Source organism: Blastochloris sulfoviridis, assembly GCF_008630065.1.
GTDB classification, from domain to species: domain Bacteria; phylum Pseudomonadota; class Alphaproteobacteria; order Rhizobiales; family Xanthobacteraceae; genus Blastochloris; species Blastochloris sulfoviridis.
The window spans coordinates 83,173-94,981 of record NZ_VWPL01000004.1 but is presented as its reverse complement, the minus strand read 5'-3'; the positions used below and the strand labels follow the sequence as shown (position 1 = coordinate 94,981).

The window sequence follows — 11,809 nt, the reverse complement described above, 5'->3', positions numbered from 1 at the left end:
GGCCGCGGCGAGGGACAATGGGACACTGGATCACCTCCTTTCGATTGTTGACGACGCCGAATATGTAGGGAGACTGCCCGGCTTTGCCACCGCCCGGCGTCCCGGCTCCGAGTCTTCCCCTTTGCGCGGGGTCTGCCGGGTCGCGCGTCGGCGATCACGAGTCCGCCATCACGAGTCCCCCCATGTCCGTTCACGCCCCCCTGCCGTCCGCGTCCGCCGAGGTCCGCCGCCTGAGCGCGCCCGACATCCGCTCCCGCAAGGGGGGTGAGCCGATCGTGTCGCTCACCGCCTACCACGCCCACACCGCGCGCATTGCCGATGCGTCCTGCGACGTCATCCTGGTCGGCGACTCGCTCGGCATGGTGATGCACGGGCTGGAATCGACCGTGCCGGTCACGCTCGACATGATGATCCTGCAGGCCCAGGCGGTGATGCGCGGCTCCAAGCGCGCGCTGGTGGTGGTCGACATGCCGTTCGGCAGCTACGAGGCCTCGCGCGAGGAGGCGTTCCGCAACTGCGCGCGGGTGATGAAGGAGACCGGCTGCGGCGCGGTGAAGCTGGAGGGCGGCCGCCGCATGGCCGAGACCATCCGCTTCCTGGTCGAGCGCGGCATCCCGGTGATGGCCCATATCGGCCTCACCCCGCAGTCGATCAATGTGCTGGGCGGCTTCCGCGCCCAGGGCCGCGAGGAGGCCGACTGGGCGGCTATCGAGAACGACGCCAAAGCGGTCGCCGAGGCCGGCGCCTTCGCCATGGTCATCGAGGCGGTGGCCGAGCCGCTGGCCCGCAAGATCACCGCCGAGGTGGCGTGCCCGACCATCGGGATCGGCGCCTCGCCGGCCTGCGACGGCCAGGTGCTGGTGATGGAGGACATGCTGGGCCTCACCCCGCGGGTGCCGAAGTTCGTCAAGCGCTTCGGCGACCTCGGGCCGGGCATCACTGCTGCGATCGAGGCCTATGCGAGCGAGGTGCGCGCACGCACCTTCCCCGGCCCCGAGCACACCTATGCGATGAAGAAGCCGGCGGGGTGAGGTTCGGGCGGCTTCCTGTCGTCCCGGGCAAGCGGCGCGGCCCGGGATCGTTTTGGGCGCTCGCTCGCTGTCCTGCTGACGGCCCCGGGTCTCGCTTGCGCTCGCCCGGGGCGACGATGACACGATGAGTACCGGCGGGCATGGTTTTCGCCTATATCTGCGCCGCCCCATCTGCCACCTTTCCTGCCGCCCTCAGCCCGCGGATCTCCCATGACGCTGCTCGTTCTCGGCCTTGCGCTGTTCTTCGCCCCCCATCTGCTGCCGACCTTTCGGCCGCTGCGCGGGCGCCTCGTCGCCGCGCTCGGCGGCAACGAGAACGTCTACAAGGCCGTCCACGGCGCGGTGGCGATGACCGGCCTGGTGCTGATCGTCGTGGGTTTCGGCGACTATCGCGCCGCGGGCATGATCCCGGTGTGGACCCCGCCGGTGTGGACCCAGCACCTGGCGCTGACCCTGATGCTGCCGTCCTTCATCGTGTTCGCGGCCATGCCGCCGCGGCCGAGCCTGCTGCGCTACAGGATCAAGCATCCGATGCTGGCCGGCATCAAGATCTGGGCGCTCGCCCATCTCCTGGCCAATGGCGACCTCGGCTCGATCGCCCTGTTCGGCTCGTTCCTGGCGTTCGGGGTCTATGACCGCATCTCGGTCAAGCGCCGCGGCCTGAAGGTGCCCGACAACCCCGGCGGCTGGACCAGGGCCGACACCATTTCGGTGATCGCCGGCACGTTGCTGTGGCTCGCCTTCCTGTTCGGCGTGCACCATTGGCTGATCGGCGTGCCGGTGCTGCCGGGCGTCGGGGCTTGACCAGGGCGGCCGGTTCTGCCACGGCCTCGCCACGACCCCACCTTAAGGCCTGACGGCCGATCGGGAGTTCATTGGGCCGATGTCCGACATTTTCCGGGAAGTCGAGGAGGAAGTCCGCCGCGAGAAGCTGCGGGCGCTGTGGGACAAGTATGGCGGCCTCGTGCTCGCCCTGGCTGTCGCCATCGTCATCGGGGTGGCGGGCTGGCGCGGCTGGGAGTGGTGGCAGCACCGCCAAGCGGAAGCCGCGGGCGTCCGCTTCGAGGCGGCGCTGCGCCTTGCCGCCGAGGGCAAGACAGCCGAGTCGGAGGCCGCCCTGGCGTCGCTGCAGGGCGACGGGCCGGGCGGCTATGCCCTGCTGTCGCGCCTCACGCGCGCCGACGTGCTGTCGGCCACGGACAAGGCGGCGGCGGTTGCCGCCTATGACGCCATCGCCGCCGATTCCGGCGCGCCGGCCTTGATCCGCGACCTCGCCCAGGTGCGGGCCGGGCTGATCCTGATCGATTCCGCTCCCTATGCCGAGATGAAGCCGCGCCTGGAGCCGCTGGGGTCGGCCGCGAGCGCCTACCGGCATACCGCGCGCGAGCTTCTGGCGGCCTCGGCCTGGAAGGCCGGGGAGCGCTCCGAGGCCATGAAATGGACCGACATGCTGATGAGCGATCCGGCGGCAAGCTCCAGCCTCCGGCTGCGCGGCGAGATCCTGCGCGAGCTTCTGTCGACCGGCGGCGCGCCCAAGGCGGCCAAGGCTGAACCGGCCAAAGCCGAACCGGCCAAGACCGAGCCGGCCAAGACCGAACCGGCAAAGACCGAACCGGCAAAGGCGAATTGAGGCGATGATGCGCAGGCGATCATTTCCGGCGGTGCGTCTCGCGCTGCTCGTCGCCGCGACCCTGGCGGTGGCCGGTTGCGAGACGATGGAGAAGCTCAACCCGTTCGACGAGCGCAAGGCGCCGCTGCCCGGCGACCGCAAGCCGCTGTTTCCGGAAGGCGTGCCCGGCGTGAATTATGGCGAGCCGCCGCCCCAGCCGGCCAACGCGCCGCCGCCGGTGGTCGAGCAGCCGCCCGAGGCGGCGCAGCAGGCCGCGCCGGCCGCGGGCAAGACCAAGAAGCGCGCCAAGGCCCAGCAGCAGCAAGAACAGCAGCCGGCCCCGGAGGATTGAGGGCGGGGCTGACCGGCCCTCTTCCGGCCCTCTCCCCTTGCGGGTGAGGGTGGCAAGGCCGAGCGGAGCGAGGTCGAGCCGGCAGAGGGGGCTTCACGTCGCCTCGATGTTACCCCTCACCCGCCTCGCGATCTTTGATCGCTCGGCACCCACTCCCACATGGGGAGAGGGACAAGACTCCGAGACGGAGACCGTCTCAGCCCGTTTCGTCAGGAAGCGCAGATGTTCACCCTCGCCATCGTCGGCCGGCCCAATGTCGGCAAGTCGACGCTGTTCAACCGGCTGGTCGGCAAGCGCCTGGCCCTGGTCGACGACCGGCCGGGCGTGACGCGCGACCGCCGCGAGGGCGAGGGCCGGCTGGGCGACCTCAGCTTCACCATCGTCGATACCGCAGGGCTCGAGGAGGCGGCCACCGCAAGCCTGGAGGGGCGCATGCGCGCCCAGACCGAGGCGGCGATCCGCGACGCCGACGCCATCCTGTTCGTCATCGATGCCCGCGCCGGCCTGACGCCGACCGACCGCGCCTTCGCCGACCTGGTGCGCCGCGCCGGCCGGCCGGTGATCCTGATCGCCAACAAGAGCGAGGGCCGCAAGGGCGGCGCGGCCGCGGTGGAGGGCTTCGAACTCGGGCTCGGCACGCCGATCCCGCTGTCGGCCGAGCATGGCGAGGGCCTGTCGGACCTCTACGACGCCATCTGCGAGACCCTGCCCGAGGCCACCCGCCCGCCGCCCGACGACGAGGAGGAGGCGGAGCCCGGGGAGGCGCCCGATCCGTCCCGGCCGATCAAGGTGGCGGTGATCGGCCGGCCCAATGCCGGCAAATCGACCCTGATCAACGCGCTGCTCGGCGAGGACCGGCTGCTCACGGGGCCTGAGGCCGGCATCACCCGCGACGCCATCGCGGTGGACCTCAATTTCAACGGCCGCGCCTTCCAGGTGTGGGACACCGCCGGCCTGCGGCGGCGCGCCCGCATCGAGGACAAGCTGGAGAAGCTGTCGGTGGCCGACGCGCTGCGCGCGGTGCGCTTCGCCGAGGTGGTGGTGGTGCTGATGGACGCCACCAAGCCGTTTGAGGAGCAGGACACCCGCATCGCCGACCTCGCCGAGCGCGAGGGCCGGGCGGTGGTGATCGGCTTCACCAAATGGGATCTGGTGCCGGCCAAGGCCGGCGCCATCAAGCGGCTGCGCGAGGACACCGACCACGCCCTGCCGCAGATCCGCGGCGTGCCGATCGCGGCGGTCTCCGCCCAGCAGGGCCAGGGGCTCGACCGGCTGATGGACGCGGTGGTCGCGGCCTACGAGGTTTGGAACAAGCGGGTCTCGACCGCGCGCATCAATCGCTGGCTGGAGGGCGTGCTGGAGCAGCACCCGCCGCCGGCGGTCAGCGGCCGGCGCATCAAGATCCGCTACGCGACGCAGGCCAAGGCGCGCCCGCCGAGCTTCGTGCTGTTCGGCACCCGGCTCGACGCCCTGCCGGAGAGCTACACGCGCTACCTCGTCAATTCGCTGCGCCTGACCTTCGAGCTGCCCGGCACGCCGATCCGCGTCGCCTATCGCGAGCCGAAGAACCCCTACGACAAGGGGTGAGCGGGGGGCGCTGGTCGGGCGCGGTTGCGGTATGATGCCCTGCAACCTGTGAGTCGGACGGGCCGATGCGGTTTGCGGGCGCTCTCGCTTGTTCCTTGGGATTGACCATCGCCGGTGCCGCTGAGTCCGGCCCCGTCACGATGGCCGAAAGCCGCGCCGCCTGCGGCTGGTACGCGATCTCGTGTGCTCGCGCGAGCGGAGCGAGGCGGCCTACTGGAGCGACCAGCACGAGGCGATCATGAGCGTCGTCGTTGAAGCCGGCCCGGACACCCCCAATTTCGCGCCCGGCTGGTACTGCGCCGTCGACGGGCCGATGGACCGTGAGGCCGCCATCGCCCGCGCCGAGGAGATCCGCGGCTGGGGCTCGGCGCCCGAGGCGTATGCCAAGAATTCGTGCAGGTGATGGCTCGGCGCCCCGACTTGGTCTGGACCTTGGCCGTGCGAGGCTTGTTGGACTGATCGCAGACACTGTTCGCCAATCAGTCCGACCTTGACGAGAGTACGCTCCGAGATTCCGAGAAGGGCCGTCGAGTTCCAACAACAGGCAACCTCGCCGCCATCCGCCGCGCCCTCGAAGAGGCCGGCGTCGAGTTCATCCCGGAAAACGGCGGCGGGCCGGGCGTACGGCTGCGGAAGGGCATAGGTCTGGGAGGTGGGCCAAGCTTTACGGGCAGATGGTGACCGGCCAACGCACGTTGGGCAGACCGGTCACCGTGTGCCCGTCAGTGGCTTGTTAGGGCTCTCTTCCGATTAGCCGAAAGTGCCGTGAGAGCTTTTGTCACAGCAGGGGCGGCAATTTCACCAGATTTTTGCTTTCCGAGCAAATAGGTCGGCAGCTTCTGTTTTAAGTAAACATCCCGCATCCACTTGCGAAACTCAGGAAGAGATTCATCCGGATAGCAAAAAGCCGGCTGCGGGTTGGATGCAGACTGCGGAAAATATCTTGGATAACTGTGTGGGTATTTAATTCGCGCTTCGTATACGTGGTCGAGGTTATTGTCTGTCCAATGACGCCCCCAGTGCAGTCCAACGCTGATGTCCGGGACAAAGTTCGGCCCAAGACTGGCGCCCTCGCGGATTAATGTAACTATCATGTCCGCAAGTTCCTTGAACACGCTAAAGTATCCGTCAGGAACCATGTGATAGGTTAAGGAAACTCGATCGTGAAACTGTTGCCACTCAATAACATTTGAGTTCGTTGGGTTATAGCCAACTGCCGCATAAATGAAGTCGCGGAAGCTCTTGCGAGCCAGTAGTCGATAATTTCGCGCCGCGAGCTCCCGCTGCTCTCCGGGGGCCTCGAATGCATAATACTCAAGAATAGCCATGCAGACCTTCTCTGGAACTGCATGATGGATAATTCCGTCTTTTTTGATACCCAGGAAAGCCCTTCGATCATCGCCATCCTGATCGCGGACGATCTCCCTGATTTTTCGGATACGTGGCGGCTGCGGACTTTCCTGCCACTGCGCAGTCAGGCGGATGAGGCCGGAGTGATCGACCCCGCACATCTTAGCCAAGCCGCGAAGCGTCAGATAGGTCGAACCGTCCGACAGGACGCCCATGCCAATTCCGTCAATCTCGCGCTCGGCGGCAATTTCCAGGTCGAGCGTGAGTTGGTCTGGGATGGTGACCAAATTGGGAACTTTTGCCATTTTATCCAGCCCTTTCAGGTGCTTGAGGTGGTGACCAAAAGCCTCCTTCCCGGGGGGATTTGACTTTGGTCGGTAGCGCCTGAGGCTGGACAATTTCCACGCGGGTTATAGACCTCGCGGTGCATACGAAAACGGGCCAGCCCCGTGGTCGCAATATCGAGGCCGTCGCGCGCCAACGCGGCGGCCTCTTTTTGTTCGCGACGCAACCGGAAGCTAGGTCGACTCTCCGTCCGACGTCAAGAAGTCGACGCCAGGAATGAACAAAGCCCCAAATATAGTAGGTCACCGGGGATAATGGGGACAATGTGCCGAGTCGGCGCAACTGCTTGATCATCAATGACATGCACGCCGCCCCGGCGCAGGAAGGAAAAGCAATGAGCGACGACATCGTGAGAGACAGCAACGGCAACCAGCTCGCCGACGCCGATTCCGTCACCGTGATCAAGGACCTCAAGGTCAAGGGCACGTCGGAGACCATCAAGCGCGGCACGCTGGTCAAGAACATCCGCCTGACCGGCACCTCCGGCGAGGTCGAGTGCAACACCAAGCAGGTCAAGGGCCTGGTGCTGAAGACCGAGTTCCTCAAGAAGGCCTGAGCGACGCCGGCGGGACCATCGGCAGCGCCGGCGTGCGGAAGGGCAACCGAGGTGAGCAAGCGCCTGGAGCAGATGCGCGGCAACCCGCAGGGCGATTGGCGCATCGCGGACGTCGAGGCGCTATGCCGCGAGCACGGCATCACCTGCGAGGCGGCGCGAGGCGGCAGCTCGCACTTCAAGGTCGCCCACCCGGCGGTGCCGGCGATTCTCACCGTGCCCTACAAGAGGCCGATCAAGCCGGTATATATTCGCAGGCTGGTGGCGTTCGTCGACACCGTGAGGAAAGCCCATGACCCGCAATGACCCAACCCGTCTTGAATACCCGGTGGTGGTCGAGCCGCTGTCCGAGGCGGACGGCGGCGGCTTCGCGGCGATCGTGCCGGACCTGCCCGGCTGCATGAGCGACGGCGAGACGCCGGAAGAGGCGATCGTCAACGTCCAGGACGCCATCCGCGCCTGGATCGAAGCCGCCCGCGATCTCGGCCGCGAGGTGCCGGCGCCCTCGCGCCACCTCGGCGGCACAATCCTCTCGGCCGCCGAGTGAGCCGGCCGGCGCCGATGAAGACGCTCTACGACAAGGACACTGACGCGCTCTATGTGCGCTTCGCCGAGGCGAAGGTCGTGGAGTCGGAGGAGGTCGCGCCGGGCGTGGTGCTCGACTTCGACAAGGACGGCCGCATCGTCGCCCTGGAGGTGCTGTCCGCCTCGCGGCATCTCGCCGCCGGCGCCCTGCCGATCGCGGCGGAGTGAAGATGCCGCTCGAATATTCGGCGGTTACTTCAGCCCCAGCTTCGGCCAGATCGCATCGACCACCGCCGCGACATCGGACGACATGCCCAGCACTTGGCCGTATTCGCGCTCGGTCTCGGTGCCGATCTTGGTGGTGGCGTCGATGCCGAGCTTGCCGCCGAGCCCCGCCTTCGGCGAGGCGAAGTCGAGATAGTCGATCGGCGTGTCGGTGAGCACCAGCAGGTCGCGCGAGGGGTCCGAGCGGGTCGCCACCGCCCACATCACGTCCGACCATTCGCGCGCCTTCACATCGGCATCCACCGCGATGATCAGCTTGGTCATGGTGAACTGCGGCAGCACGCTCCACAGCGCCATCATCAGCCGCCGCGCATGGCCGGGATAGGATTTCTTGAACGCCACCACGGCGATGCGGTAGGAGCACGCCTCCGGCGGCAGCCAGACGTCGACGATCTCCGGGAACTGCCGTTTCACCACCGGAATGAACATCTCGTTCATTGCCGCCCCCATCACCGAGGGCTCGTCGGGCGCGCGGCCGGTGAAGGTGGAGAGATAGACGGGTTTCGACTTGCGGGTGATGGCGGTGACCCGCATCACCGGGAACGGCTCGACCGAGTTGTAATAGCCGGTGTGGTCGCCGTACGGGCCTTCCGGCGCGGTCTCGGTGGCCGACACCACCCCCTCGATGACGATCTCGGCATCGGCCGGCACCATCAGCGGCACGCTGACGGCCTTGGTCAGGCGCGGCCGTTCGCCGCGGACCAGCCCGGCGAAGGTGAGTTCCGAGATGCCCTCGGGCAGCGGCATCACCGCCGACAGGATGGTGGCCGGGTCGGTGCCGATGGCCACCGCCACCGGCATGTCGCGCCCCTGCGCCTGCCAGCGGCGGAAATGCTGGGCGCCGCCGCGCATGGCGAGCCAGCGCATGATGAGGCGGTCCGGCCCCAGCACCTGCATGCGGTAGACGCCGACATTGGCGTGGGTGGGCTCGAACTCGCCGGGCGGGCAGGTGATCACCAAGGGCCAGGTGATCAGCGGCGCCGGCTCGCCCGGCCAGCAGGTCTGCACCGGGATCTGGGTGACGTCGACCTCCGCCCCGGTGATCACCACCTCCTGCACCGGTGCCGAGGAGGTCTCGGCCGGGCGGGTGCGCAGCGCGGCGCGGGCGAGCGGCAGCCGTTTCAGCAGGTCGCGCAGCGAGTTCGGCGCCGAGGGGCTGCGCAGCTCGGCCAAGGCCTCGCCGAGCGGGCGCAGATCCTCCGTCCCGATGCCGAAGCCCAGCGCCACCCGCTCCACCGTGCCGAACAGATTGGTCACCAGCGGAATGGTGGAGATGGTGCCGTCGGCGCGGATCGGGCGCTCGAACACCAGCACCGGCCCGCCCTTCTCGATCACCCGGCGGTGGATCTCGGTCACCGTGTGGACGGTGGAGACCGGCTCGCGGATGCGGTGGATCTGGCCCTTTCCCTCAAGGAAGGTCAGGAAGGCGGGCAGGTCGCGGAAGGGGGGCAGGCTGCGGATGGGCACGGGGTGATCCTCTGCGAAGGCCTGAGGCCTTAGGCCGCGCGTTCGGGATTGGCAACTTGGTGCACACAGGGCAATGCTGCCATGCCCGGTGAATCCCGTAATGGCGCGAAGGGATTGATCTGTGCCAAACCGCCCGCTGCCGTTTGCGGGTACACGTCCGCCCCACCCGCCAACCATCAGTGTGACAGAGCCCGTGACCGACCTCCCCGTTCTGCACCCCCTTGTCCGCCTGCTCGCCCGGCCGCTGCCGCTGACGCCGCTGGAATGGGGCGTCGCCGCCAGCCTGACGCGCGTATTCGCCCAGCACACAGGCATGTTCGACCGCCTGGGCGACAACGCGTTCAAGCGCTATGGCATCGAGCCGACCGACCTGCCCTTCGCGTTCATCCTGACGCCCGATCCGGCCGGCCCGCGCATCGAGGCGCTGCGCAGCCTGAAGGGGCATGATGTCGCGGCCCGCATCGCCGGCCCGTTCCTGGTGCTGCTCGACATGGTGCGCGGCCGGCTCGACGGCGACGCGCTGTTCTTCTCGCGCGACATCGTGGTCGAGGGCGACATGGAGGCCGTGGTGGCGCTGCGCAATGCGCTCGACGCCGAGGCGGTCGACATCGTCGTCGAGACCGCCCATGCCTTCGGCCCGGCCTCGGGCCTGGTGACGCACGGCGCCGACCTCGCCGAGCGCTTCGCCCGCACCTTCCTGGTCGCCGGCAGCGATCGCCAGGCGACGCCTCCCCGGGAGAGCACGCCATGAGACCTGCCAAGGGTTCGCTCGAACTCGTCTGCCCCGCCGGCACGCCGGCCGCGCTGGACGCCGCCGTCGCCGCCGGTGCCGACACCGTCTATTGCGGCTTCAATGACGAGACCAACGCCCGCAACTTTCCGGGCCTGAACTTCTCGCGCGCCGAACTGGCCGACAGCATCGCCCGCGCCCATGCGCGCGGCTGCAACGTGCTGGTGGCGATCAACACCTTCCCGCGGGCCGGCGACGTCGACCTGTGGCACCGGGCGATCGCCGACGCGGAAGCCGCCGGTGCCGACGCGGTCATCCTGGCCGATCTCGGCCTCTTGGCCCACGCCCGCGAGAAGCACCCCAACCTGCGCCTTCATCTGTCGGTGCAGGCGGCGGCGGCCAATCCGGACGCCATCCAGTTCTACGTCAAGCAGTTCGGCGTCGAGCGGGTTGTGCTGCCGCGCGTGGTCACCGTCGAGGAGATCGCCGCCATCCATCGCGAGATCACCTGCGAGACCGAGGTGTTCGTGTTCGGCGGCCTGTGCGTGATGGCCGAGGGGCGCTGCCTGCTCTCCAGCTATGCCACCGGCAAGTCGCCCAACATGCACGGCGCCTGCTCGCCGGCCGGCTGCATCTCCTACCGCGAGGAGGGCTCGACCTTCGTGTCGCGGCTGGGCGAGTTCACCATCAACCGGGTGACCAAGGGCGAGCCCGCGGCCTATCCGACGCTGTGCAAGGGCCGCTTCGTCATCGACGGCAAGGCCACGCACGTGTTCGAGGATCCGGCGAGCCTGGATGCCTCCCAGCTCCTGCCCGGCCTCAAGGCGGCCGGCGTCAAGGCGCTGAAGATCGAGGGCCGGCAGAGGAGCCGCGCCTATGCCGACGCGGTGGTGAAGGCGTTCCGGGCGGCGGTCGATTCGCTCGACCGCGGCCTGGAGATCCGCGCCGGCGCGCTGGCCGCGCTCACCGAGGGCGGCGCCACCACCGGCGGCGCCTACCGCAAGACGTGGCGCTGAGAGTCCGCTCATGAGTACCAACACGATGAAGCTGTCCCTCGGGCCGGTGCTGTTCAACTGGCCTAACGACATCTGGAGCGACTTCTACGCCCGCGTAGCCGACGAGATGCCGGTCGAGCGCGTCTATATCGGCGAGGTGGTGTGCTCCAAGCGCGAGCCGTTCCGCGAGCAGGCGATGGGCGAGGCCGTCGAGCGCCTTCAGCGCGCTGGCAAGGAGGTCGTGCTGTCCACGCTGGCGCTGGTCACGCTGCCGCGCGAGCGCCACCGGGTGGTGGCGACCGCCGAGGACTGGACCGGTCTGGTCGAGGCCAACGACATCACCGCGGTCTCGGCGCTGGCCGGCCGGCCGTTCGCGGTCGGGCCGCTGGTCAATGTCTACAATGAAGGCACGATGCGCACGCTGGCCGGCTATGGCGCCAAGACCGTGTGCCTGCCGCCGGAGCTGCCGCTGACCTCGATCGCGGTGATCGCCAAGGCGGCAGCCCCCCTAGGCGTCGACACCGAGCTGTTCGCCTTCGGCCGGGTGCCGCTGGCGGTCTCGGCGCGCTGCTACCACGCCCGCGTCCACGGCCTGCACAAGGATTCCTGCCAGTTCGTCTGCGCCCAGGATCTCGACGGCCTCGCCGTCGACACGCTGGACGGCGAGCGCTTCCTGGCGGTCAACGGCATCCAGACCATGTCGCAGACCTACGCCAACCTGCTGGCCGACGTGCCGGCGCTTGCCGCAGCCGGCGTCACCGCGCTCCGGCTGTCGCCGCATGCCTGCGACATGGTGGCGGTGGCCAAGCTCTTCCGCGAGGTCGCCGACGGCGCCCGCGACGGGGCGGAGGCCACCACCGCGCTGCAGGGGCTGATCGGCGACGCGCCGATGTCCAACGGCTTCCTGCACGCGATCCCGGGCGCCCGCTATCAGTTGCGCGCGCAGGCCTGACTGGGCTCTGAAAGACCGATCTTCAAAG

At 68.4% G+C, this 11,809-nt stretch carries 15 protein-coding genes; 13 read left to right on the top strand and 2 right to left on the bottom strand.

The window, feature by feature from the left end; all coding sequences use genetic code 11:
* The first annotated feature begins 182 nt into the window (after positions 1–182).
* The 6 genes from panB (at position 183) to F1193_RS17020 (ending at position 4,982) form a co-directional block, all read left to right on the top strand.
* Positions 183–1,031: a 3-methyl-2-oxobutanoate hydroxymethyltransferase gene (gene panB / locus F1193_RS03475; protein ID WP_150096276.1), complete on the top strand. Its 849-nt coding sequence runs from the start codon at positions 183–185 to the stop codon at positions 1,029–1,031.
* 210 nt (positions 1,032–1,241) lie between these two features.
* Positions 1,242–1,835, top strand: coding sequence for an NnrU family protein (locus F1193_RS03470; RefSeq protein WP_150096275.1), 594 nt, complete (start codon positions 1,242–1,244; stop codon positions 1,833–1,835).
* Between the two features lie 79 nt (positions 1,836–1,914).
* On the top strand, positions 1,915–2,661 hold the full coding sequence (locus F1193_RS03465) for a tetratricopeptide repeat protein (protein ID WP_150096274.1): 747 nt from the start codon (positions 1,915–1,917) through the stop codon (positions 2,659–2,661).
* Positions 2,662–2,668: 7 nt separating this feature from the next.
* Entirely contained in the window at positions 2,669–2,992 is a 324-nt protein-coding gene (locus F1193_RS03460; protein WP_150096273.1) for a hypothetical protein, read from the top strand.
* Between the two features lie 222 nt (positions 2,993–3,214).
* Positions 3,215–4,579, top strand: coding sequence for a ribosome biogenesis GTPase Der (gene der / locus F1193_RS03455; RefSeq protein ID WP_150096272.1), 1,365 nt, complete (start codon positions 3,215–3,217; stop codon positions 4,577–4,579).
* A 238-nt stretch (positions 4,580–4,817) separates the two neighbouring features.
* Positions 4,818–4,982 carry a hypothetical protein gene (locus F1193_RS17020; RefSeq protein ID WP_170263315.1) on the top strand — a complete coding sequence of 55 codons (165 nt, stop codon included), beginning with the start codon at positions 4,818–4,820 and terminating at the stop codon, positions 4,980–4,982.
* 319 nt (positions 4,983–5,301) lie between these two features.
* On the opposite strand, the gene F1193_RS03445 is transcribed toward F1193_RS17020, so the two are convergent.
* Positions 5,302–6,234 (bottom strand): BstA C-terminal domain-containing protein, encoded by a 933-nt coding sequence (locus F1193_RS03445; RefSeq protein ID WP_150096271.1) that lies wholly within the window; start codon positions 6,232–6,234, stop codon positions 5,302–5,304.
* A 374-nt stretch (positions 6,235–6,608) separates the two neighbouring features.
* On the opposite strand from F1193_RS03445, the gene F1193_RS03440 reads away from it, so the two are divergent.
* The 4 genes from F1193_RS03440 to F1193_RS03425 are packed head-to-tail and all read left to right on the top strand — an operon-like array spanning position 6,609 to position 7,580.
* Positions 6,609–6,830, top strand: a complete 222-nt coding sequence (locus F1193_RS03440) for an alkylphosphonate utilization protein (RefSeq protein ID WP_150096270.1) — start codon at positions 6,609–6,611, stop codon at positions 6,828–6,830.
* Positions 6,831–6,881: 51 nt separating this feature from the next.
* Positions 6,882–7,133: a type II toxin-antitoxin system HicA family toxin gene (locus tag F1193_RS03435; protein ID WP_150096269.1), complete on the top strand. Its 252-nt coding sequence runs from the start codon at positions 6,882–6,884 to the stop codon at positions 7,131–7,133.
* On the top strand, positions 7,120–7,374 hold the full coding sequence (locus tag F1193_RS03430) for a type II toxin-antitoxin system HicB family antitoxin (protein ID WP_150096268.1): 255 nt from the start codon (positions 7,120–7,122) through the stop codon (positions 7,372–7,374). Before F1193_RS03435 ends, F1193_RS03430 begins: the two co-directional genes overlap by 14 nt.
* 14 nt (positions 7,375–7,388) lie before the next feature.
* On the top strand, positions 7,389–7,580 hold the full coding sequence (locus F1193_RS03425) for a DUF2283 domain-containing protein (RefSeq protein ID WP_150096267.1): 192 nt from the start codon (positions 7,389–7,391) through the stop codon (positions 7,578–7,580).
* Positions 7,581–7,604: 24 nt separating this feature from the next.
* Here the strand turns inward: F1193_RS03425 and F1193_RS03420 are convergent, their stop codons facing one another.
* Positions 7,605–9,104 carry a UbiD family decarboxylase gene (locus F1193_RS03420; protein ID WP_246164098.1) on the bottom strand — a complete coding sequence of 500 codons (1,500 nt, stop codon included), beginning with the start codon at positions 9,102–9,104 and terminating at the stop codon, positions 7,605–7,607.
* A 193-nt stretch (positions 9,105–9,297) separates the two neighbouring features.
* Here F1193_RS03420 and ubiT point away from each other — a divergent pair, with 193 nt between their 5' ends.
* The 3 genes from ubiT to ubiV are packed head-to-tail and all read left to right on the top strand — an operon-like array spanning position 9,298 to position 11,781.
* A complete protein-coding gene (ubiT, locus tag F1193_RS03415) occupies positions 9,298–9,855 on the top strand; it encodes a ubiquinone anaerobic biosynthesis accessory factor UbiT (protein WP_150096265.1) in 558 nt (185 codons plus the stop codon).
* Positions 9,852–10,850, top strand: a complete 999-nt coding sequence (gene ubiU, locus F1193_RS03410) for a ubiquinone anaerobic biosynthesis protein UbiU (protein WP_150096264.1) — start codon at positions 9,852–9,854, stop codon at positions 10,848–10,850. The genes ubiT and ubiU overlap by 4 nt, the downstream gene beginning before the upstream one ends.
* A gap of 25 nt (positions 10,851–10,875) precedes the next feature.
* Positions 10,876–11,781, top strand: a complete 906-nt coding sequence (gene ubiV / locus F1193_RS03405; RefSeq protein ID WP_150096361.1) for a ubiquinone anaerobic biosynthesis protein UbiV — start codon at positions 10,876–10,878, stop codon at positions 11,779–11,781.
* Positions 11,782–11,809: the final 28 nt, after the last annotated feature.